This is a genomic window from Enterobacter cloacae complex sp. EB5 (genome assembly GCF_031432835.1).
Classification (GTDB): domain Bacteria; phylum Pseudomonadota; class Gammaproteobacteria; order Enterobacterales; family Enterobacteriaceae; genus Enterobacter; species Enterobacter hormaechei_C.
This window is the reverse complement of the sequence record NZ_CP133860.1, coordinates 3745223-3766847: the sequence shown is the minus strand read 5'-3', so window position 1 is coordinate 3766847 and position 21625 is coordinate 3745223. Positions and strand designations below refer to the sequence as shown.

General features: G+C 58.4%; 15 protein-coding genes. 13 read left to right on the top strand and 2 right to left on the bottom strand.

Annotation, left to right across the window (positions count from 1 at the left end; genetic code table 11):
* The first annotated feature begins 32 nt into the window (after positions 1-32).
* The 10 genes from yegD to yegS all read left to right on the top strand — a co-directional run bounded on the left by yegD (position 33) and on the right by yegS (position 16288).
* Complete coding sequence (gene yegD, locus RHN82_RS18075) at positions 33-1385, top strand: molecular chaperone (RefSeq protein WP_047053446.1); 1353 nt, start codon at positions 33-35, stop codon at positions 1383-1385.
* A 216-nt stretch (positions 1386-1601) separates the two neighbouring features.
* Positions 1602-2804: an MdtA/MuxA family multidrug efflux RND transporter periplasmic adaptor subunit gene (locus RHN82_RS18070; RefSeq protein WP_047053444.1), complete on the top strand. Its 1203-nt coding sequence runs from the start codon at positions 1602-1604 to the stop codon at positions 2802-2804.
* Entirely contained in the window at positions 2804-5926 is a 3123-nt protein-coding gene (locus RHN82_RS18065; RefSeq protein ID WP_047053441.1) for an MdtB/MuxB family multidrug efflux RND transporter permease subunit, read from the top strand. Before RHN82_RS18070 ends, RHN82_RS18065 begins: the two co-directional genes overlap by 1 nt.
* Positions 5927-9004 carry a multidrug efflux RND transporter permease subunit MdtC gene (gene mdtC, locus RHN82_RS18060; RefSeq protein WP_048982119.1) on the top strand — a complete coding sequence of 1026 codons (3078 nt, stop codon included), beginning with the start codon at positions 5927-5929 and terminating at the stop codon, positions 9002-9004. It abuts the gene before it with no gap.
* Positions 9005-10420, top strand: coding sequence for an MFS transporter (locus tag RHN82_RS18055; RefSeq protein ID WP_047053436.1), 1416 nt, complete (start codon positions 9005-9007; stop codon positions 10418-10420).
* Complete coding sequence (gene baeS, locus RHN82_RS18050; RefSeq protein WP_047053434.1) at positions 10417-11820, top strand: two-component system sensor histidine kinase BaeS; 1404 nt, start codon at positions 10417-10419, stop codon at positions 11818-11820. Before RHN82_RS18055 ends, baeS begins: the two co-directional genes overlap by 4 nt.
* Positions 11817-12539 (top strand): two-component system response regulator BaeR, encoded by a 723-nt coding sequence (baeR, locus tag RHN82_RS18045; RefSeq protein ID WP_015572364.1) that lies wholly within the window; start codon positions 11817-11819, stop codon positions 12537-12539. The genes baeS and baeR overlap by 4 nt, the downstream gene beginning before the upstream one ends.
* A 149-nt stretch (positions 12540-12688) precedes the next feature.
* Positions 12689-13627 (top strand): hypothetical protein, encoded by a 939-nt coding sequence (locus RHN82_RS18040; protein WP_047053432.1) that lies wholly within the window; start codon positions 12689-12691, stop codon positions 13625-13627.
* Positions 13628-13778: 151 nt separating this feature from the next.
* Positions 13779-15140, top strand: a complete 1362-nt coding sequence (yegQ, locus tag RHN82_RS18035) for a tRNA 5-hydroxyuridine modification protein YegQ (protein ID WP_022651495.1) — start codon at positions 13779-13781, stop codon at positions 15138-15140.
* A gap of 248 nt (positions 15141-15388) precedes the next feature.
* Complete coding sequence (yegS, locus tag RHN82_RS18030) at positions 15389-16288, top strand: lipid kinase YegS (protein WP_047053429.1); 900 nt, start codon at positions 15389-15391, stop codon at positions 16286-16288.
* Between the two features lie 57 nt (positions 16289-16345).
* On the opposite strand, the gene fbaB is transcribed toward yegS, so the two are convergent.
* Positions 16346-17398: a class I fructose-bisphosphate aldolase gene (gene fbaB, locus RHN82_RS18025; RefSeq protein ID WP_000129585.1), complete on the bottom strand. Its 1053-nt coding sequence runs from the start codon at positions 17396-17398 to the stop codon at positions 16346-16348.
* A 248-nt stretch (positions 17399-17646) separates the two neighbouring features.
* Here fbaB and RHN82_RS18020 point away from each other — a divergent pair, with 248 nt between their 5' ends.
* From RHN82_RS18020 to RHN82_RS18010, 3 genes are read left to right on the top strand one after another with little or no spacing between them, the layout of a single operon-like run.
* Complete coding sequence (locus RHN82_RS18020) at positions 17647-18924, top strand: nucleoside permease (protein ID WP_047053426.1); 1278 nt, start codon at positions 17647-17649, stop codon at positions 18922-18924.
* Complete coding sequence (locus RHN82_RS18015) at positions 18921-19925, top strand: ADP-ribosylglycohydrolase family protein (RefSeq protein ID WP_047053424.1); 1005 nt, start codon at positions 18921-18923, stop codon at positions 19923-19925. Before RHN82_RS18020 ends, RHN82_RS18015 begins: the two co-directional genes overlap by 4 nt.
* Entirely contained in the window at positions 19922-20875 is a 954-nt protein-coding gene (locus RHN82_RS18010) for a PfkB family carbohydrate kinase (protein ID WP_047053423.1), read from the top strand. Before RHN82_RS18015 ends, RHN82_RS18010 begins: the two co-directional genes overlap by 4 nt.
* Here RHN82_RS18010 and RHN82_RS18005 read toward each other — a convergent pair.
* Positions 20849-21595 (bottom strand): GntR family transcriptional regulator, encoded by a 747-nt coding sequence (locus RHN82_RS18005; RefSeq protein WP_003859242.1) that lies wholly within the window; start codon positions 21593-21595, stop codon positions 20849-20851. The genes RHN82_RS18010 and RHN82_RS18005 overlap by 27 nt on opposite strands.
* Positions 21596-21625: the final 30 nt, after the last annotated feature.

Here is a 21625-nt window from a genome sequence, read left to right as displayed (position 1 = left end):
CTCGCCCCTTCTCACCGGCATGGGGATTTATTGTGTTTATTGGATTCGACTACGGCACCGCAAACTGCTCGGTTGCGATAATGCAAAACGGACAACCGCAGCTCCTGAAAATGGAAAACGGCAGTACGCTGTTGCCGTCAATGCTTTGTGCGCCCACGCGTGAAGCGGTGAGCGAGTGGCTGTTCCGCCACCATCAGGTTCCGGCCACGGCGGCAGAGACCCAGGCGCTGCTGCGCCGTGCGGTCAGCTTTAACCGCGAGGAAGATATCGACGTTACACCTTCCAGCGTGCAGTTCGGCCTCTCCTCCCTCGGGCAGTACATTGAAGACCCGGAAGAGGTCTACTTCGTTAAATCGCCGAAATCCTTCCTCGGCGCCAGCGGCCTGAAGCCGCAGCAGGTGGCGATGTTTGAAGATCTGGTCTGCGCAATGATGCTGCACATCCGCAATCAGGCGCAGTCCCAGGTGCCGGATGCCATCACCCAGGCGGTGATTGGCCGTCCGATTAACTTCCAGGGGCTGGGCGGCGACGAAGCCAACCAGCAGGCGCAGGGGATCCTTGAGCGTGCAGCGCACCGGGCAGGCTTCCGTGACGTGGTGTTCCAGTATGAGCCGGTTGCGGCGGGGCTGGATTTTGAAGCCACGCTGACGGAAGAGAAACGGGTGCTGGTGGTGGACATCGGCGGCGGTACGACGGACTGTTCATTACTGCTGATGGGTCCCCAGTGGCATCACCGTCGCGATCGTGAAAACAGTCTGCTGGGGCACAGCGGCTGCCGCGTGGGCGGGAACGATCTGGATATTGCCCTGGCATTCAAGAGCCTGATGCCGCTGCTCGGTATGGGCGGTCAAACCGAGAAAGGCATCGCCCTGCCGATCCTGCCGTGGTGGAACGCGATTGCCATCAACGACGTCCCTGCCCAGAGTGATTTTTACAGCACCGCGAATGGCCGTTTCCTCAACGATCTGGTGCGTGATGCGCAGGATGCAGAGAAGGTCGCACTGCTGTATAAGGTGTGGCGTCAGCGCCTGAGCTACCGCGTGGTGCGCACCGCCGAAGAGAGCAAAATTGCCCTTTCCGATCGTCCTGAGCATGCGGTTTCGCTGCCGTTTATCAGTGACGATCTGGCTACGACTATCACCCAGGAAGGGCTGGAAATGGCGCTGACTCAGCCGCTTCAGCGTATTCTGGAGCAGGTGCAGCTGGCGCTTGAGAACGGCAACGTGAAGCCGGACGTGATTTACCTGACTGGCGGTAGCGCCCGTTCGCCGCTGATCAAGAAAGCGCTGGCGGAACAGCTGCCGGGGATCCCGATTGCCGGCGGCGATGACTTTGGCTCCGTTACGGCAGGGCTGGCGCGCTGGGCGCAGGTGGTGTTTAGCTAATGGGGTTGTGCCGGGTGGCGGCTTCGCCTTACCCGGCCTACAAGATCCTCCAACCGTAGGCCGGGTAAGCGCAGCGCCACCCGGCGAAGGCGAAACCGCAGCGCCACACTCAGACAATTCCCGACAGTCTTCCATATTTCCTCCATTTTTCCGCTGTGTTAGCTGACTAAACTAGTATCATTCCCCGAAAGAGTTTCAGGATGAGAACGTATAACGATGAAAGGCAGTAACAAATCCCGCTGGGCAATCGCCGTTGGTCTGATTGTGGTGGTCCTGGCCGCCGCCTGGCACTGGCACAGCCAGTCCGCGAACTCCACGGCACCTGCTGGCGCTAATAGCCCCTCACAACGCTCAACGGGCGGCGGGCGCCACGGTATGCGCGGCGGTGCGCTGGCACCGGTGCAGGCGGCAACGGCGGTGAATAAAGCGGTGCCTCGTTATCTCTCCGGGCTGGGAACCATCACTGCCGCCAACACCGTGACGGTACGTAGCCGCGTGGACGGTCAGCTGATGGCCATCCACTTCCAGGAAGGTCAGCAGGTGAAAGCGGGCGATCTGCTGGCGGAAATCGATCCAAGCCAGTTTAAGGTGGCCCTGGCGCAGGCGCAGGGGCAGCTCGCGAAAGACAAAGCCACCCTCGCCAATGCCCGCCGCGATTTAGCCCGCTATCAGCAGCTGGTAAAAACCAACCTCGTGTCGCGCCAGGAGCTGGACACCCAGCAGTCTCTGGTCAGTGAATCTCAGGGCACCATCAAGGCCGACGAAGCCGCGGTCGCCAGCGCCCAGCTCCAGCTCGACTGGAGCCGGATCACCGCGCCGATTGACGGCCGCGTGGGCCTGAAACAGGTTGATATCGGCAACCAAATCTCCAGCGGCGATACCACGGGAATCGTGGTGATCACCCAGACGCATCCTATCGATCTCGTCTTTACCCTGCCGGAAAGCGACATTGCGACGGTGATACAGGCGCAGAAGGCCGGAAAAGCGCTGGTGGTTGAAGCCTGGGATCGCACCAACAAGCAGAAGCTGAGCGAAGGTTCGCTGCTGAGCCTGGATAACCAGATCGACACCACCACCGGCACCATCAAGCTAAAAGCACGCTTCAACAATCAGGACGATGCCCTGTTCCCGAATCAGTTCGTTAATGCGCGAATGCTGGTCGCGACCGAAGAAAACGCGGTAGTAATCCCGACGGCGGCCCTGCAAATGGGCAGTGAAGGCAACTTTGTCTGGGTGCTGAACAGCGAAAACAAGGTCAGCAAACACCTGGTGAAAACCGGCATCCAGGACAGCCAGACGGTGGTGATCAGCGCCGGGCTGTCCGCTGGCGACCGCGTCGTGACCGACGGTATTGACCGGCTGACCGAAGGGGCGCAGGTCGAAGTGGTGGAAGCGCAGGATACAGGAGCAAAAGCCTGATGCAGGTGATGCCGCCGAGCTCTACAGGTGGGCCATCACGCCTGTTTATCTTACGTCCGGTTGCGACGACCCTGTTGATGGTGGCGATCCTGCTGGCCGGGATCATTGGCTACCGTTTTCTGCCCGTGTCGGCGCTGCCGGAAGTGGACTACCCGACCATTCAGGTTGTCACCCTCTATCCGGGCGCCAGTCCGGATGTGGTGACGTCCGCCATCACCGCCCCGCTGGAGCGTCAGTTTGGCCAGATGTCTGGCCTGAAGCAGATGTCTTCCCAGAGCTCCGGCGGCGCTTCGGTCGTCACGCTTCAGTTCCAGCTCACGCTGTCGCTGGACGTCGCCGAGCAGGAGGTGCAGGCCGCGATTAACGCCGCCACTAACCTGCTGCCGTCTGACCTGCCGAATCCACCGGTTTACAGCAAGGTCAACCCGGCGGATCCGCCGATCATGACCCTTGCCGTCACCTCCTCCGCCATGCCGATGACCCAGGTGGAAGACATGGTTGAAACCCGCGTGGCGCAGAAGATTTCGCAGGTGACCGGCGTAGGGCTGGTGACGCTGGCGGGCGGTCAACGCCCCGCCGTTCGCGTCAAACTGAATGCCCAGGCCATTGCCGCGCTGGGGTTAACCAGCGAAACCATTCGCACCGCCATCAGCAGCGCCAACGTCAACTCAGCGAAGGGGTCGCTGGACGGCCCGACCCGCGCGGTCACGCTCTCCGCCAACGACCAGATGCAGTCTGCCGATGAGTACCGTCAGCTGATCATTGCCTACCAGAACGGCGCGCCGATCCGCCTGGGCGACGTAGCCACCGTCGAACAAGGCGCGGAAAACAGCTGGCTCGGGGCGTGGGCCAATAAGCAGCAGGCGATTGTCATGAACGTTCAGCGCCAGCCGGGCGCGAATATTATTGATACCGCCGACAGCATTCGCACCATGCTGCCGCAGCTGGTGGAAAGCCTGCCAAAATCGGTCAGCGTGAAAGTGCTCTCTGACCGCACCACGAATATTCGCGCGTCAGTGACCGACACCCAGTTCGAGCTGATGCTGGCGATTGCGCTGGTGGTGATGATCATCTACCTATTCCTGCGCAACGTCCCGGCAACCATCATTCCCGCCGTCGCCGTGCCGCTCTCGCTGGTCGGCACGTTCGCGGTGATGGTGTTCCTCGACTTCTCGATTAACAACCTGACGCTGATGGCGCTCACCATCGCCACCGGGTTTGTGGTGGACGACGCCATCGTGGTAATCGAGAACATCTCGCGCTATATCGAAAAAGGTGAAAAGCCGTTAGCCGCCGCGCTGAAGGGCGCGGGGGAGATTGGCTTTACCATTATCTCGCTCACCTTCTCGCTGATTGCGGTGCTGATCCCGCTGCTGTTTATGGGCGATATCGTCGGGCGGCTGTTCCGCGAGTTTGCCGTGACGCTGGCGGTCGCCATTCTGATTTCTGCCGTGGTGTCGCTGACGCTGACGCCGATGATGTGCGCCCGCATGCTGAGCCACGAGTCCTTGCGCAAGCAAAACCGCTTCTCGCGCGCCTCCGAGCGGATGTTCGAGCGCATTATCGCCGCCTACGGCCGCGTGCTGGCAAAAGTCCTGAACCATCCGTGGGCGACGCTCGGCGTGGCGCTCGGCACCCTGGCGCTCAGCGTCATGCTGTGGATTTTCATTCCGAAAGGCTTCTTCCCGATTCAGGACAACGGCATTATTCAGGGCACGCTTCAGGCGCCGCAGACGGTCTCCTTCGCCAACATGGCGCAGCGCCAGCAGCAGGTGTCTGAGATCATCATGAAAGATCCGGCGGTGGAAAGCCTGACTGCCTACGTGGGCGTGGACGGCACCAACCCGTCGCTCAACAGCGCGCGCCTGCAAATTAACCTTAAACCGCTCGATGACCGCGACGATCGCGTCAACGCGGTAATTGAGCGCCTGCAAAGCGCGGTGGCGCGCGTGCCGGGCATTGAGCTGTATCTGCAACCGATCCAGGATTTAACCATTGATACGCAGGTGAGCCGCACGCAGTACCAGTTTACGCTCCAGGCCACCTCGCTTGAGGCACTCAGCACCTGGGTGCCGCAGCTGGTGGACAAGCTGAAAGCACTGCCGCAGGTTTCTGACGTCAGCAGCGACTGGCAGGATAAAGGGCTGGCGGCGTACGTGAACGTCAACCGCGACACCGCCAGCCGTCTGGGCATTACCATGTCCGACGTGGATAACGCCCTGTATAACGCCTTTGGTCAGCGACTGATCTCCACCATTTACACCCAGGCCAACCAGTATCGCGTGGTGCTGGAACATAACACCGAGAACACGCCCGGGCTGGCCGCGCTGGACACGGTGCGCCTGACCAGCAAAGACGGCGGGATTGTGCCGCTCAGCGCCATTGCCAGCGTGGAAGAGCGTCACACCCCGCTGTCGATTAACCATCTCGATCAGTTCCCGTCCACCACCATTTCCTTCAACGTGCCGGACGGGTATTCCCTGGGCGAAGCGGTGGAGGCCATTCTGGACGCGGAGAAAGAACTCAGCTTCCCGTCCGATATTCAGACCCAGTTCCAGGGCAGTACGCTGGCGTTCCAGGCCGCGCTGGGCAGCACCGTCTGGCTGATTGTCGCGGCGGTGGTGGCGATGTATATCGTGCTTGGCGTGCTGTATGAAAGCTTTATCCACCCGATCACCATCCTCTCCACCCTGCCGACGGCGGGCGTAGGGGCGCTGCTGGCGCTGATGCTGGCGGGGAGCGAGCTGGACGTCATTGCGATCATCGGCATCATTCTGCTTATCGGCATCGTGAAGAAAAACGCCATCATGATGATCGACTTTGCGCTGGCCGCCGAGCGCGAGCAGGGTATGGCGCCGCGCGAGGCCATTTACCAGGCCTGTCTGCTGCGTTTTCGCCCGATCCTGATGACCACCCTCGCCGCCCTGCTGGGCGCGCTGCCGCTGATGCTGAGCACCGGCGTGGGGGCCGAACTGCGCCGTCCGCTGGGCATCGGGATGGTGGGCGGCCTGCTGGTGAGCCAGGTGCTGACGCTGTTCACCACGCCGGTTATCTACCTGCTGTTTGACCGTCTGGCCCTGTGGACGAAAAGTCGCTTCCCGAAACGTGAAGAGGAGGCGTAAGTGAAGTTTTTCGCCCTCTTCATTTACCGTCCGGTGGCGACGATTTTACTCTCCGTCGCTATCACCCTGTGCGGTGTGCTGGGCTTCCGGTTGCTGCCGGTGGCCCCGCTGCCGCAGGTCGATTTCCCGGTGATCATGGTCAGCGCCTCGCTGCCGGGTGCCTCGCCGGAAACCATGGCGTCATCGGTGGCGACGCCGCTTGAGCGCTCGCTTGGGCGAATTGCCGGGGTCAACGAGATGACCTCCAGCAGTTCGCTGGGCAGCACGCGCATCATTCTGGAATTTAACTTCGACCGGGATATCAACGGCGCGGCGCGTGACGTGCAGGCCGCGATTAACGCCGCCCAAAGCCTGCTGCCGAGCGGCATGCCGAGCCGTCCAACCTACCGCAAGGCCAACCCGTCCGACGCGCCGATCATGATCCTGACGCTCACGTCAGAGACCTACTCCCAGGGCGAGCTGTACGATTTTGCCTCCACCCAGCTGGCGCAAACCATCGCCCAGATTGACGGTGTGGGCGACGTGGACGTCGGCGGCAGCTCCCTGCCCGCCGTGCGCGTGGGGCTGAATCCGCAGGCGCTGTTTAACCAGGGCGTATCGCTGGACGACGTGCGTTCCGCCATCAGCAACGCCAACGTGCGTAAGCCGCAGGGCGCGATTGAGGACAACAGCCACCGCTGGCAGATCCAGACCAACGACGAGCTGAAAACCGCCGCCGAGTATCAGCCGTTGATTATTCACTACAACAACGGCGCGGCGGTGCGCCTGAGCGACGTCGCCAGCGTCACCGATTCGGTGCAGGACGTGCGTAACGCCGGGATGACTAACGCCAAACCGGCGATTTTGCTGATGATCCGCAAGCTGCCGGAAGCCAACATTATCCAGACGGTGAACAGCATCCGCGCGCGCCTGCCGGAGCTCCAGGAAACGATTCCGGCGGCCATCGACCTCCAGATTGCGCAGGACCGCTCCCCTACCATCCGCGCCTCGCTTGAGGAGGTAGAGCAAACGCTGATCATCTCCGTCGCGCTGGTGATCCTGGTGGTGTTCCTGTTCCTGCGCTCGGGGCGCGCCACGCTGATCCCGGCGGTGGCGGTTCCGGTATCGCTGATAGGCACCTTTGCCGCCATGTACCTGTGTGGGTTTAGTCTTAACAACCTGTCGCTGATGGCGCTGACGATTGCCACCGGGTTTGTGGTGGATGACGCCATCGTGGTGCTGGAGAATATCTCGCGTCATCTGGAAGCGGGCATGAAGCCGCTCCAGGCGGCGCTTCAGGGGACGCGCGAAGTGGGCTTCACGGTCCTGTCCATGAGCCTGTCGCTGGTGGCGGTGTTCCTGCCGCTGCTGCTGATGGGCGGCCTGCCGGGGCGACTGCTGCGCGAATTTGCCGTCACGCTTTCCGTCGCCATCGGTATCTCCCTAGTGATTTCGCTGACGCTGACCCCGATGATGTGCGGCTGGATGCTAAAGCGCAGCCAACCGCACTCGCAGCCGCGCAGGAAAGGCTTTGGCCGCGTCCTGATGGCGATGCAGTCCGGTTACGGCAAATCGCTGAAGTGGGTGCTGAACCACACGCGTCTTGTCGGGCTGGTGCTGATCGGCACCATCGTGCTCAACGTCTGGATGTATATCACCATCCCGAAAACCTTCTTCCCGGAGCAGGATACCGGCGTGCTGATGGGCGGTATTCAGGCGGACCAGAGCATTTCGTTCCAGGCGATGCGCGGCAAACTGCAAGACTTTATGAAAATCATCCGGGAAGATCCGGCCGTGGATAACGTCACCGGCTTTACCGGCGGCTCGCGCGTTAACAGCGGGATGATGTTTATTACCCTTAAGCCGCGCGGTGAACGTCACGAAACGGCGCAGCAGATCATTGACCGCCTGCGGCTGAAGCTTGCCAAAGAGCCGGGGGCAAATCTGTTTTTGATGGCCGTTCAGGATATCCGCGTCGGCGGACGACAGGCTAACGCCAGCTATCAGTACACCCTGCTCTCGGATGACTTAGCCGCCCTGCGCGAGTGGGAGCCGAAGATCCGTAAAGCGCTCGCCGCGCTGCCGCAACTGGCGGACGTGAACTCCGACAGCCAGAACAACGGCGCGGAGATGGCGCTCACCTACGATCGTGAAACCATGTCCCGCCTGGGCATTAACGTTGAAGCGGCCAACAGCCTGCTTAACAACGCCTTCGGGCAGCGTGAAGTCTCCACCATCTATCAGCCGATGAACCAGTACAAGGTGGTGATGGAAGTTGATCCGCGCTATACCCAGGACATCAGCGCACTGGACAAGATGTTTGTGATCAATAATGACGGCAAGGCGATCCCGCTGTCGTACTTCGCCAGCTGGCAGCCGTCGAACGCGCCGCTGTCGGTAAACCACCAGGGGCTTTCCGCCGCCTCGACCGTCTCGTTTAACCTGCCAACCGGCTCGTCGCTGTCTGAGGCCAGCGACGCCATCAACCGCGCCATGACCCAGCTCGGGGTGCCCTCCTCCGTGCGCGGCAGCTTTGCCGGTACGGCGCAGGTGTTCCAGGACACCATGAACTCGCAGGTCATTTTGATCCTGGCGGCCATTGCCACGGTGTATATCGTGCTGGGCGTGCTGTACGAAAGCTACATGCACCCGTTGACCATTCTCTCCACGCTGCCTTCTGCGGGCGTGGGGGCGCTGCTGGCGCTGGAGCTGTTCGGTGCCCCATTCAGCCTAATCGCGCTCATCGGGATCATGCTATTAATAGGTATTGTGAAGAAAAACGCGATTATGATGGTCGACTTTGCCCTGGACGCCCAGCGTAACGGCAACCTGACGCCGGACGAGGCGATATTCCAGGCCTGTCTGCTGCGTTTTCGCCCGATCATGATGACTACCCTGGCCGCGCTGTTCGGTGCGCTACCGCTGGTTATATCCGGCGGTGACGGCTCTGAACTGCGCCAGCCGCTGGGGATCACGATTGTCGGCGGCCTGGTGATGAGCCAGCTGCTGACGCTCTACACCACGCCGGTAGTCTATCTGTTCTTTGACCGCCTGCGGCTGCGTTTTTCGCGTAAAAAGAGAACCACGGTGACCGAGTAAATGACCGACCTACCCAGTAACGTTCGCTGGCAATTGTGGATCGTCGCGTTCGGCTTCTTTATGCAGTCGCTGGACACGACCATCGTGAACACCGCCCTCCCCTCGATGGCGAAAAGCCTGGGGGAGAGCCCGCTGCACATGCATATGGTGATTGTCGCCTACGTGCTGACGGTCGCCGTGATGCTGCCTGCCAGCGGCTGGCTGGCGGATAAAGTCGGCGTGCGAAACATCTTCTTCACCGCCATTGTTCTGTTTACCACCGGGTCGCTGTTTTGCGCCCAGGCCAATACCCTCGACCAGCTGGTGATGGCGCGCGTGCTACAGGGCGTCGGCGGCGCGATGATGGTGCCCGTCGGGCGGTTAACGGTGATGAAAATTGTTCCGCGCGCGCAGTATATGGCGGCGATGACCTTCGTCACCTTGCCCGGTCAGGTCGGCCCGCTGCTTGGCCCGGCGCTGGGCGGTATTCTGGTGGAGTATGCCTCCTGGCACTGGATCTTCCTGATCAACCTGCCGGTCGGTATTATCGGCGCGATTGCCACCCTGACGCTGATGCCGAACTATAAAATGCAGACCCGGCGCTTTGATTTCGTTGGCTTTATCCTGCTGGCGGCTGGTATGGCGACGCTCACCCTGGCCCTCGACGGGCAAAAAGGGCTGGGGATCTCCTCCCTGTCGCTCGCCCTGCTGGTGGCGCTGGGGATCACCGCGATTCTCTGGTATCTGTGGCATGCCAGAGGTAACGCTAACGCGCTGTTCAGCCTGAATCTGTTCAGGAATCCCACCTACCGTCTTGGTCTGTTCGGCAGCTTTGCCGGACGCATCGGCAGCGGCATGTTGCCGTTTATGACGCCGGTATTTTTACAGATTGGGATGGGCTTCTCGCCGTTCCACGCCGGGCTGATGATGATCCCGATGGTGCTCGGCAGCATGGGGATGAAGCGTATTGTGGTGCAGGTGGTGAACCGCTTTGGCTATCGCCGGGTGCTGGTGGCCGCCACGATCGGGCTGGCGCTGGTCTGCCTGCTGTTTATGGCCGTGGCGCTGCTGGGCTGGTACTACATTCTGCCGCTGGTGCTGTTCTGCCAGGGGATCATCAACTCCATGCGCTTCTCGTCGATGAACACCCTGACGCTGAAAGATCTGCCGGACGAGCTGGCGAGCAGTGGTAACAGCCTGCTGTCGATGATCATGCAGCTCTCCATGAGCGTGGGGGTCACGGTCGCCGGATTGCTGCTCGGCATGTACGGGCAGCACCATCTCAGCGCCGACACCCCCGTCGCGCATCAGGTCTTTTTATACACTTACCTCAGCATGGCGGTAATTATCGCCCTGCCCGCTTTTATCTTTGCCAGAGTACCGAATGACACGATCAAAAACGTCGTGATCCGACGCGGCAAAAGGAGTGCACCATGAAATTCTGGCGTCCGGGGATCACCGGCAAGCTTTTTGTGGCGATTTTCGCCACCTGTATCGTTCTGCTGATTACCATGCACTGGGCGGTGCGGGTCAGCTTTGAGCGCGGCTTTATTGACTACATTAAGCACGGTAACGAACAGCGACTACAGGGCTTAAGCGACGCGCTGGGCGAACAGTATAGCCTGCACGGTAACTGGCGTTTTCTGCGCAATAACGATCGCTTTGTGTTTCAAATCCTGCGCTCGCTGGAGCACGATAACGACGACGACCGTCCGGGGCCGGGCATGCCGCCGCACGGCTGGCGCACCCAGTTCTGGGTGATAGATCAGGAGATGCGCGTGCTCGTAGGCCCGCGCGCTCCGGTACCGCCGGACGGCACAAAGCGCGCCATCATCTCGAACGGCGCCACGGTGGGCTGGGTTATCGCCTCGCCGGTCGAGCGGCTGACGCGCAACACCGACATTAACTTTGACCGCCAGCAGCGTCAGACCAGCTGGCTGATTGTCGCGCTCTCAACCCTGCTTGCGGCGCTCGCCACCTTCCCACTGGCGCGCGGCCTGCTGGCGCCGGTTAAGCGCCTGGTGGAAGGCACGCACAAGCTGGCGGCGGGTGATTTCTCGACCCGCGTTGACACCCGCAGCCAGGATGAACTGGGCAAGCTGGCGCAGGACTTTAACCAGCTCGCCAGCACGCTGGAGAAAAACCAGCAGATGCGCCGCGATTTTATGGCCGACATTTCGCACGAGCTGCGCACCCCGCTGGCGGTGCTGCGCGGCGAGCTGGAGGCGATTCAGGACGGCGTGCGGCAGTTCACCCCCGAGTCCGTGGCCTCGCTACAGGCGGAAGTCGGCACGCTGACCAAGCTGGTGGACGATCTGCATCAGCTTTCCATGTCCGACGAAGGCGCCCTGGCCTACCAGAAAGCTCCAGTCGACGTGATCAATATCCTTGAAGTCGTGACCGGCGCATTCCGCGAACGCTTCGCCAGCCGTGACCTGAAAATCAACCTTTCGCTGCCGGACAGCGCGGTGGTATTTGGCGACAGAGATCGCCTGATGCAGCTGTTCAATAATTTGCTGGAGAACAGCCTCCGCTACACCGACGGCGGCGGCGCGCTGCATATTTCCGGCAGGCAGGAAAACGGGCGCTTTGCGCTGACCTTTGCGGACTCTGCCCCTGGCGTGAAGGATGCGCAGCTGGAAAAACTGTTCGAGCGCTTCTATCGCACCGAAGGTTCACGCAACCGCGCCAGCGGCGGCTCCGGCCTTGGCCTGGCGATTTGCGTTAACATTGTGGAGGCCCACGGCGGCACCATCCGCGCCGCCCATTCGCCTTTTGGCGGGGTTAGCATTACAGTAGAGTTACCTCTGGAACGGGATTTATCGAGGGAAGCATGACCGAGTTACCGATTGACGACAACACACCGCGTATTTTGATCGTGGAAGACGAGCCTAAACTTGGGCAACTGCTGATCGACTATTTGCGCGCTGCGAGCTACGCGCCAACGCTTATCAGCCACGGCGACCAGGTGCTGCCCTACGTGCGCCAGACGCCGCCGGATCTGATCCTGCTGGATCTGATGCTGCCGGGTACCGACGGCCTGACCCTGTGCCGCGAAATTCGTCGTTTCTCCGATGTGCCCATCGTGATGGTGACGGCCAAAATCGAAGAGATCGACCGTCTGCTGGGGCTCGAAATCGGCGCCGACGATTACATCTGCAAGCCTTACAGCCCGCGGGAGGTGGTCGCTCGCGTGAAAACCATCCTCCGCCGCTGTAAGCCGCAGCGTGAATTGCAGGTGCTGGATGCGCAAAGCCCGCTGATCGTCGACGAAAGCCGCTTCCAGGCGAGCTGGCGCAGCAAATTATTGGATCTCACCCCAGCGGAGTTCCGCCTGCTGAAAACGCTCTCCCACGAGCCGGGAAAAGTGTTTTCCCGCGAACAGCTGCTCAACCATCTGTATGATGATTACCGCGTAGTGACCGACCGCACCATCGACAGCCACATCAAAAACCTGCGCCGCAAGCTGGAGGCGCTGGATGCCGACCAGTCGTTTATTCGCGCGGTGTACGGCGTGGGGTATCGCTGGGAAGCGGATGCGTGCAGGATTGCTTAATATTTGCTTTAACGATGATTACCTGCCCAGGTAATCATCGTTCTTCATAACATTCACTTTCTAACAACACGCCTACCTGATTTGACAATTGCAAACTGTAATGTTTGATGTTAAAAACGAAATAAATCACTATATTACGGCTTCAAGAAATGCAAAATTTTATTGGTATTTTATTCATTATCATCACCACAGCTATAAGCGTTGCCAGCCTTTTCCTGGGGTTATTTACTTATAATAAAAAAATGAAAACAAAAGCAATACAAAAAATAGAACTCCTCATACCTAAAAAAAACAGAATAACCAAGTTTTCCGAGCAATGGGTAAGCGCTTTTTTCCTGGCATTCGGTAATCATGCATTCTCAAAAAGGCAATTAATTACCATCCCGTTTTTATTGGTTTTATATTCCAGTATCTTATTTGTAGTTTGGTATCTCTGGGTGCTGACTTTTAGAAATCCTGAGCACATCATTCCTCAACATCTGCCATTGACCATTAAAGTTGCTTTACATGACTTTATTCATTTTGGCTTTTGGTACTCTTTACTGCTTGATGTGATGTCAATTTATCTTATCAGAGCTTACATTAACGCAGGTCTATCGAAAGGGTTTTCGTCTGTAAAATCGATCGTTTATTTTTCTTCAATTGTTCTGGGTGTTATGCTCTCATTTACACTTATCATCACCCATCTTAAAAATGCTTCGATTGAGGACCTCTATATCCAGCAAGGCCTGTATTTTGAAGACAGACCTGTAATGACATGGAACCCGCTGGAAGTGATACGGTCTTCACTGGATTTCATCGATAACGAAACCATGATTATCTTTACCTCAAAAGGGGCAATATCTAACTACTTCATTCCGCAGGCTATCATGTTTTACCTTTCCATGTTTACGCAATTGACGCTGCTTATTGTTTTCATCAGCTATATGATCACAAAAATACTGCATAACATTCGAACAGTTGCCATCTGGACAGTCAAGTATTCTGGAACGGCTACGATGAATGCCATTGGTTTCATTCTTATCGCCGGTATTATTCTACTGGCTTTAATATATTTGTGTTTGTATGTCATATCGCTAATGGTTTAAAGATACGAAGTATTATGTCATCTGAAAGGGGTGAGGCGCTTTACCTCCCCGCCCCGCAGCGCTACAATGCCCGCCCTTAAAGTGGGGGATCTCCCCTTACCGCTGCACCAGGTGCACGCGGATCTGACCTGTCATCAGAACGAGAACAAACATGTTTAAACCGGAACTCCTTTCCCCGGCGGGAACGCTGCAAAATATGCGTTACGCTTTCGCCTATGGTGCCGACGCCGTCTACGCGGGCCAGCCGCGCTACTCGCTACGCGTGCGTAACAACGAATTCAACCACGAGAATCTTCAGCTCGGCATCAACGAAGCGCATGCCCTGGGCAAAAAATTCTACGTGGTGGTGAACATCGCGCCGCACAACGCCAAGCTGAAAACGTTCATTCGCGACCTGAAGCCGGTCGTGGAGATGGGGCCGGACGCGCTGATCATGTCGGACCCGGGTTTAATCATGCTGGTTCGGGAGAACTTCCCGGAGATGGACATTCACCTCTCGGTGCAGGCTAACGCCGTCAACTGGGCAACGGTGAAATTCTGGAAACAGATGGGGCTGACCCGCGTCATTCTGTCCCGCGAGCTGTCCCTCGAAGAGATCGAAGAGATCCGCACCCAGGTGCCGGATATGGAGATCGAAATCTTCGTTCACGGCGCGCTGTGCATGGCCTACTCCGGCCGCTGCCTGCTCTCTGGCTATATCAACAAGCGTGACCCGAACCAGGGTACCTGCACCAACGCCTGCCGCTGGGAATATAACGTTCAGGAAGGCAAAGAGGATGACATCGGCAATATCGTGCATAAACACGAGCCGATCCCGGTCACCAACGTTGAGCCAACGCTGGGTATCGGCGCGCCTACCGACAGCGTGTTTATGATCGAAGAAGCCAAACGTCCGGGTGAGTACATGACCGCCTTTGAAGACGAGCATGGCACCTACATCATGAACTCCAAAGATCTGCGCGCCATCGCGCACGTCGAGCGTTTAACCAAGATGGGCGTACACTCCCTGAAAATCGAAGGCCGCACCAAGTCCTACTACTACTGCGCCCGTACCGCACAGGTGTATCGCAAAGCCATCGACGATGCCGCCGCCGGTAAACCGTTCGACACCAGCCTGCTGGAAACGCTGGAAGGTCTGGCGCATCGCGGCTATACCGAAGGTTTCCTGCGTCGTCACACCCACGACGACTACCAGAACTACGAGCATGGCTATTCGATTTCTGAACGCCAGCAGTTTGTAGGCGACTTCACCGGCGAGCGTAAAGGCCCGCTGGCCGCCGTCGCCGTAAAAAACAAATTCACTAAAGGCGACAGCCTGGAGCTGATGACGCCGCAGGGCAATATGAACTTCCGCCTGGAGCACCTGGAAAACAAAAAAGGTGAGGCGATTGAGGTCGCACCTGGCGACGGCCATGTGGTCTGGCTGCCGGTTCCTGAAGAGGTGGAGCTGGAGTTTGCGCTGCTGATGCGTAATTTTGAAGGTGAAAATACCCGAAATCCACACGGCAAATAGTCAATCAACGGGATTTTTTCACGCTGGGATAATTCTTAGAATCGGATCACATACCGCTTCGTTCAATACGGGTATTATCCCCCCGCTGAAAAACATAACCCATAAATGCTAGCTGTACCAGGAACCACCTCCTTAGCCTGCGTAATCTCCCTTACGCGGGCTTATTTTTTGCCTTTCATCCTGTTCTTACCCGCTTTTTCCTTCTCTGGGATACACTCTTTCTATAGTTAAAAAAGGGAGCAACCCGGATGGCAACCTATCCAGACAGTTTATTAATTCTCAATGGCAAAAGTGCAGGCAACGATCTGTTGCGCCAGGCGATCACCGAATTGCGTGAAGATGGCGCGCGCATTCACGTGCGGGTGACCTTTGAAAAAGGTGATGCGGCACGCTATATCGACGAAGGCATCAGGTTAGGCGCTGAAACCATCATTTCCGGCGGCGGCGACGGAACAATCAACGAGATCGCTGGCGCGCTTATTGACCTCGACACAGCACATCGCCCGGTGATGGGCATTTTACCGCTCGGTACCGCCAATGATTTTGCCACCAGCGCCGGCATACCTGAGGATTTAGGCAAAGCGCTGCAACTGGCTATCCTCGGGAAAGCGACCGCTGTCGACATTGCGCAGGTGAATGAAAGAACCTGCTTTATCAATATGGCGACGGGCGGTTTCGGCACGCGGATCACCAGCGAAACGCCGGAAAAACTGAAAGCCGCGCTGGGCGGCGTCTCGTATCTCATTCACGGCCTGATGCGCATGGACACCCTCAAGCCCGACAGCTGTGAAATTCACGGTGAGAACTTCCACTGGCAGGGCGACGCGCTGGTGATTGGTATCGGCAACGGGCGTCAGGCAGGCGGCGGACAGCAGCTTTGCCCGGAAGCGCTGATTAATGACGGTCAGCTACAGCTGCGCATTTTTACCGGCGACGGGCTGCTGCCTGCGCTGTTTACGACGCTGACGCAGCCAGAGGAGAGCCCCAATATCATCGACGGGAAATCCGCGTGGTTTGAAGTGATCGCCCCACACGGCATGACCTTTAACCTCGACGGAGAGCCGCTCAGCGGCGAGCGATTCCGCATTGAGGTCTTGCCCGGCGCGTTGCAGTGCCGGTTGCCGCCGGACTGCGTGCTGTTGCGCTGATGTTTGACAGGGTGCGCGATAATGCCCTCTCCTTTGAGGGAGAGGGATACGGTGGCGTCAGGCAATCGTGACTTTACTGTCCAGATAGACATCCTGAACCGCATTAATCAGCTTCACGCCGTCGGCCATGGATTTTTTAAACGCCTTACGGCCGAGGATCAGCCCCATACCGCCCGCACGTTTGTTAATCACCGCCGTGCGCACCGCGTCGGTCAGATCGGTTTCACCGCCTGCCGCACCACCGGAGTTAATCAGCCCGGCGCGGCCCATGTAGCAGTTCGCCAGCTGGTAGCGCACCAGATCGATCGGGTTGTCGCTGGTCAGCTTGCTGTAGACACGGTCGTCGGTATAGCCAAAATTCACCGCCTTATAGCCGCCGTTATTCTCGGCCATTTTCTGCTTCACGATGTCCGCGCCGATGGTTGCCGCCAGGTGGTTTGCCTGACCGGTCAGATCCGCTGATACGTGGTAATCCACGCCGTCTTTCTTGAACGACGCGTTACGCAGATAGGCCCACAGCACGGTCACCATCCCCAGCTCGTGCGCGCGCTCGAACGCCGCGGAGATCTCTTCAATCTGCCGACGCGACTGTTCAGAGCCGAAATAGATGGTCGCCCCGACCGCGACCGCGCCCATGTTGAACGCCTGCTCGACGCTGGCGTACAGCGTCTGGTCGTATTCAGTTGGGTAGCTCAGGGTTTCGTTGTGGTTCAGCTTGACGAGGAACGGAATGCGGTGAGCATAGCGGCGGGAAACGGAGGCCAGCACGCCATACGTCGATGCCACACAGTTACAGCCCGCCTCAATCGCCAGCTCGACAATGTTTTTCGGGTCAAAGTAGAGCGGGTTAGCAGCAAATGACGCTCCCGCCGAGTGCTCTACGCCCTGGTCAACGGGCAGAATGGACAGATACCCGGTCCCGCCCAGACGGCCGGTATTGTAAAGCGTCTGCATGTTTCGCAGTACGGCAGGCGGACGGTTGTTGTCGACCATGACGCGGTCTACGTAATCATGGCCGGGCAGATAAAGCTGGTCGGCTGGAATGGTCATACAACGATGCTGTAAAAGGCTGTCGGCGTCTTTGCCAAGCAGTTGCGCAATATCAGTCATAGTGATGCTCCCGTAAGTCCGACATGATGTCGGAGCGTGTGATCCAAGCCCACGTTTTTGCAGGCAGACTAAGCCTGGTACCGACTTAACCTATTTTCCACCATTTGCAACTTTTTTAAGCACAATCTGCTGGCTCGTTTCGTGTACAACATTTTTGTTACACTGATCAAACAATCGCCTTAAAGGTATTTAAAAGGTATTATCACATGGTATGTTACATGCGTACCTCTGACATGCAGGATTAAAAAATGAAAACGAAAGTCCAACTGTCATTCATGATGTTCGTTGAATGGTTTATCTGGGGCGCATGGTTTGTGCCGCTGTGGCTGTGGTTGAGTAAGAGCGGGTTCACCGCAGGGGAAATTGGCTGGTCGTATGCCTGTACCGCGATTGCCGCGATCCTCTCTCCCATCCTGGTCGGCTCGCTGACGGACCGTTTCTTCGCCGCCCAGAAAGTGCTGGCCGTACTGATGTTCGCTGGCGCGATTCTGATGTATTTCGCAGCACAGCAAACCCAGTTCAGCACCTTCTTCCCGCTGCTGCTGGCCTACTCCCTGACCTATATGCCGACCATCGCGCTGACCAACAGCATCGCCTTCGCGAACGTCGATGAAGTAGAGGCTGATTTCCCGCGCATCCGCGTGATGGGTACCATAGGCTGGATTGCCTCCGGCCTGGCGTGCGGCTTCCTGCCGCAGATGATGGGCTATAGCGACATCTCTGACACCAATATCCCGCTGCTGATGACCGCTGCCAGCTCCCTTCTGCTCGGCGTTTTCGCGCTGTTCCTGCCGAATACCCCGCCGAAGAGTACCGGCAAGCTGGATTTCAAAGTGATGCTGGGGCTGGATGCGCTGATCCTGCTGCGCGATAAAAACTTCCTGGTGTTCTTCTTCTGCTCGTTCCTGTTCGCCATGCCGCTGGCCTTCTACTACATCTTTGCCAACGGCTATCTCACCGAAGTGGGGATGAAAAACGCCACCGGCTGGATGACTCTCGGCCAGTTCTCTGAAATCTTCTTCATGCTCGCTCTGCCGTTCTTTACCAAACGCTTTGGTATTAAGAAGGTCTTGCTGCTGGGCCTGATCACCGCCGCCATTCGCTACGGTTTCTTTGTTTACGGCGGCGCCGAGCAATACTTCACCTACGCCCTGCTGTTCCTCGGCATTTTGCTGCACGGCGTAAGCTATGACTTCTATTACGTCACCGCGTACATCTACGTGGATAAAAAAGCGCCCGTGCATATGCGCAACGCGGCGCAGGGCTTGATCACGCTGTGCTGTCAGGGCTTTGGTAGCCTGCTGGGTTACCGTCTCGGCGGCGTGATGATGGAAAAAATGTTCGCATATAAAGAGCCGGTGAATGGGCTGACCTTCAACTGGGCCGGAATGTGGACGTTTGGTGCAATCATGATTGTGGTGATTGCCGTGCTGTTTATGCTGTTTTTCCGCGAATCGGATAAAGAGATCACCGCAATTGAGGTGGTTGATGGCGATACCGCGCTGACACGAGGGGAAGTTAAATGAAACAAGACCGTATTCTCGGTGCTCTTTACGGGCAGGCGTTAGGGGATGCGATGGGGATGCCGTCGGAGCTGTGGCCGCGCAAGCGGGTGAAAGCGCACTTCGGCTGGATCGACCGTTTCTTACCCGGCCCGGCTGAGAATAATGCCGCCTGTTACTTTAAGCAGGCCGAATTTACGGATGATACGTCGATGGCGCTGTGCCTGGCCGACGCGATTATCGAATGCGACGGGGAAATTAACCCTGACGTTATCGGTAAGCATATTCTGGACTGGGCGCTGGATTTTGACGCGTTCAATAAGAATGTGCTCGGCCCGACCTCCAAAATTGCCCTGAACGCCATCCGTGACGGCAAGCCGGTGAGCGAGCTGGAAAACAACGGCGTCACCAACGGGGCGGCGATGCGCGCCTCCCCGCTGGGATGTCTGCTGCCGGCCACGCGTCTGGCGCACTTTGTGGAACAGGTTGCGTTAGCCTCCAGCCCGACCCATAAATCGGATCTCGCCATCGCCGGTGCGGTGGTGATCGCGTGGGCGGTTTCACGCGCTATCGACGGCGAGCGCTGGCAGAACATCGCCGATGCCCTGCCAGGTATTGCCCGTGCGGCGCAGGAGGCGAAAACGACCACCTTCAGCGCATCGCTTTCCGCTCGTATTGAGCTGGCCCTGAAAACCGTGCGCGAAGCCAACGGTACCGAGTCCGCCAGCGAGCAGATCTATCAGCTTATTGGCGCGGGCACGAGCACCCTTGAGTCCGTTCCGGCGGCGATTGCGATGGTCGAACTCGCGGGCACCGATCCGAACCGCTGCGCGGTGTTATGCGCCAACCTGGGCGGTGATACTGACACTATCGGCGCGATGGCAACGGCCATCTGCGGCGCGCTACACGGTGTACAGGCCATTGATCCGGCGCTCAAAAACGAACTTGATGCCGTAAACCGGCTCGATTTCGGCCACTACTGCGAAAAACTGCTGCACTTCCGGGAGCACAGGGAGGGCGTATGAGTGCTTTTGCCCGCCGTCTCGAAACCCTTCACGCCACGCGCCCCGTAACGGTGCTCGGCGCGGCGGTCATCGACGTGATTGCCGACGCCTACGCCCTGCCCTGGCGCGGGTGTGATATCGAGCTGAAGCAACAGGGAGTGAATATTGGCGGCTGCGCGCTGAATATCGCCATCGCCCTGAAGCGGCTCGGCATTGCTGCGCAAAATGCCCTTCCCGTCGGCCACGGCGTGTGGGCCGATATTATCCGTAACGCCATGGCGAAGCAGGATCTGCACAGCGCCGTGGAAGCGGAAACGGGCGATAACGGCTGGTGCCTGGCGCTGGTGGAGCCTGACGGTGAACGGACCTTTATGTCGTTTAGCGGCGTGGAGAACCAGTGGCAGCCGCGCTGGCTGGACGGGTTAAGCGTGCCGGCAGGGAGCCTGATCTCTTTGTCCGGCTACCAGCTGGCGTCCCCCAGCGGTGAGCTACTGACGGCCTGGCTGGAAAGTCTTCAGGATGTGACGCTCTTTATCGATTTCGGTCCGCGCATCGCGGATATTCCCGACCCGCTGATGGCACGCATCATGGCCTGCAAACCAATCGTCTCGCTCAATCGTCAGGAGGCGGAACTTGCCGCCGAATGGCTTGGCGTGAACGTGGAAGAGCTCGGCACACGGTGGCAGCAGAGGTTTGGCGCTGCGCTGATCGTACGCCATGATAAAGACGGGGCGGTCTGGTATGACGGTGACGCTTCCGGACACGTTCCGGCGTTTCCTGCTACCGTGGTCGATACCATCGGCGCGGGTGACAGCCATGCGGGAGGTACCCTTGCCGGGCTGGCCGCGGGATGGTCACTGCCAGAGGCGGTGCAGCTTGGCAATGCCGTAGCCGCCTGGGTAGTCAGCCATCGCGGTGGCGACTGCGCCCCCACGCGCGAGGCCCTACTCCTCGCACACAAAGACGTATAGGTCGCTGCGGCAGTAGCTGATGCTGTACTCAATTGGCCGGTGCTGTTGATCGAGCGCGACTTGCTTGATCACCAGCACCGGTATCTTATCGTCCATCTTGATATGCGCCTGAAACTCGCTGTCCGGCATCCGGGCGCTGACGCGGGAACGGGTGCGCTGTGGAAAGATATTCTGGCTGCGGAAGTAATCATAAAGCGAGACGCCGATGTCGTCCGGGTTGGGGATTAACCCTACCGGTACCCAGGACTCCTCTATTGATACCGCATCGTCATCCACGTAGCGGATGCGCTTAAGCAGAAAGACATCGCTGTCCGGTGCAAGGGAGAGGTGGCGGGCGATCTCCTCCGGACATTTCACGACGCGTTTATTAACCCACAGCGTGTTGGGCGTTTTGCCCCGCAGCACCACCTGCTGAGAAAACCCGCGCGCCTCTTTTAGCGAATATTCAAAGATATTGTTGATTTGCGTACCGTATCCACGCGCGCGGGTGACGACGCCAGCCTCTTCCAGCGCCTGCATCGCTTTACGCACCGTAATGCGCGACACACCGGCCAGCTGGCTCAGATCGCGCTCGCCAGGCAAAATATTACCGTGCGCGAGCACGCCGCTGCGTACCGCGTTTTTAACCGTTTCGGCAAATTTCAGGTACAACGGCGTGTTGTCCGGTGCGGCAATTCGTTCCTTGAGTTGAGCAATTAACCGGGTATGCGCTTGTTCCATCTCTGTTTTTCTCTGGCATAAGGTTTTATG

Coding starts and splice junctions, on each gene's coding strand:
- RHN82_RS18010 (WP_047053423.1), top strand. CDS start 19,922: ATGAGTGCTTTTGCCCGCCGTCTCGAAACCCTTCACGCCACGCGCCCC.
- yegQ (WP_022651495.1), top strand. CDS start 13,779: ATGTTTAAACCGGAACTCCTTTCCCCGGCGGGAACGCTGCAAAATATG.
- RHN82_RS18020 (WP_047053426.1), top strand. CDS start 17,647: ATGAAAACGAAAGTCCAACTGTCATTCATGATGTTCGTTGAATGGTTT.
- yegS (WP_047053429.1), top strand. CDS start 15,389: ATGGCAACCTATCCAGACAGTTTATTAATTCTCAATGGCAAAAGTGCA.
- baeR (WP_015572364.1), top strand. CDS start 11,817: ATGACCGAGTTACCGATTGACGACAACACACCGCGTATTTTGATCGTG.
- RHN82_RS18040 (WP_047053432.1), top strand. CDS start 12,689: ATGCAAAATTTTATTGGTATTTTATTCATTATCATCACCACAGCTATA.
- baeS (WP_047053434.1), top strand. CDS start 10,417: ATGAAATTCTGGCGTCCGGGGATCACCGGCAAGCTTTTTGTGGCGATT.
- RHN82_RS18015 (WP_047053424.1), top strand. CDS start 18,921: ATGAAACAAGACCGTATTCTCGGTGCTCTTTACGGGCAGGCGTTAGGG.
- RHN82_RS18005 (WP_003859242.1), bottom strand. CDS start 21,595: ATGGAACAAGCGCATACCCGGTTAATTGCTCAACTCAAGGAACGAATT.
- RHN82_RS18055 (WP_047053436.1), top strand. CDS start 9,005: ATGACCGACCTACCCAGTAACGTTCGCTGGCAATTGTGGATCGTCGCG.
- RHN82_RS18070 (WP_047053444.1), top strand. CDS start 1,602: ATGAAAGGCAGTAACAAATCCCGCTGGGCAATCGCCGTTGGTCTGATT.
- RHN82_RS18065 (WP_047053441.1), top strand. CDS start 2,804: ATGCAGGTGATGCCGCCGAGCTCTACAGGTGGGCCATCACGCCTGTTT.
- fbaB (WP_000129585.1), bottom strand. CDS start 17,398: ATGACTGATATTGCGCAACTGCTTGGCAAAGACGCCGACAGCCTTTTA.